The sequence below is a fragment of the Fervidicola ferrireducens genome (assembly GCF_001562425.1).
Classification (GTDB): domain Bacteria; phylum Bacillota; class Thermosediminibacteria; order Thermosediminibacterales; family Thermosediminibacteraceae; genus Fervidicola; species Fervidicola ferrireducens.
On the sequence record NZ_LOED01000088.1, the window covers coordinates 1 to 1,108 of the forward strand.

Genomic DNA, 1,108 nt, shown 5'->3' on the forward strand with positions numbered 1-1,108 from the left:
TGCTCCAGGAAGGAAAACTTTCTAAAGAAGAGTGGCGGGAACTCAGGTCGAACGCTTTCTATTCTGTAGGCCAGGCCAACCAGAAGGGACTGGAAGGCCAGTATGGCAATGCAAACACGGAAGTGGTCTTCGACGAGGTTACCGGTTCCTTCCGCCTCAACGTCTACATACCGCCGGAGCCGGAAGACAAAAGCGGCCGCCGGAGGAAAGAAGAAGACTGGGTTACGGTGCCCCTGGAAATACCCGCTCCTTACAGGGCCATACTCCTGCAACACCTTTTGAGAGCCGGTGCCTATACGGTAAGGGTAGTCCGCAAGAACGGAAGGTTCGATTGCTTTATTTCCTTTCCCCTGGGCGATGACGTGCCTGTAAAAAAAGACTTGCCCATGGCAGGAATAGACTTAAACCCCGATGTGGTGGCCGTAACCGTGGTCCTGCCGGACGGCAATTTTCATATCTCACGCTGTTTCTGGTGTCCCGAACTGGTCTACGTTTCCCATGAAAAACGGGAGTGGATAGCCGGAAACCTGGCTAAAGACATAGCCGAATGGCTGAAATCGCTGGGTATAAAGCAGGTAGCCCTGGAAGAGCTGTCCTTTGCCCAGGACCACGATACCAACCGCCTTTTCAATCGGATAACTCACAACTTTTGCAAGAAACTCCTTTTCAACCGGATTGTCGTGGCTTTGAGAAAAAGGGGTATCGCAGTCTTTACCGTATCTGCCAGATTCACTTCACTTATCGGGTATTTCAAGTATTCGGAAGCCTATGGGCTGTCTGCTCACCAGGCTGCAGCCCTTGTGATAGCCCGCAGGGCTCTTGGATTTGCGGAGAGGATGCCCCGGGAACTCTTGAAGAGGCTTTCGCCTAAGGAAGGATGGAAGCCCTTCGGGCTCTGGGGCAAACTCTTTGGTCTTTATAAGGCTGCCCGAAAGCGGGCCATAAGAGAGGACAAGATTTTTCGGGGCTGGGGGCCCACAGAGTGGCTGTCCTTCATGTTAAGCGGGACGGGCTGACGTTTTAGCTTTTAAGCCTGCCGCTCTTCCCTGCCGAACTTCCCGGGAGTCCGGCAACACCCTGTGGTGGGGGTTAAGGGGCGATAGGCAGG

1 protein-coding gene is annotated in these 1,108 nt (G+C 53.7%); it reads left to right on the forward strand.

Annotation, left to right across the window (positions count from 1 at the left end):
• On the forward strand, positions 1-1,016 hold a 1,016-nt coding region (locus AN618_RS13375; protein WP_083515220.1), incomplete at its 5' end, for a transposase.
• Positions 1,017-1,108: the final 92 nt, after the last annotated feature.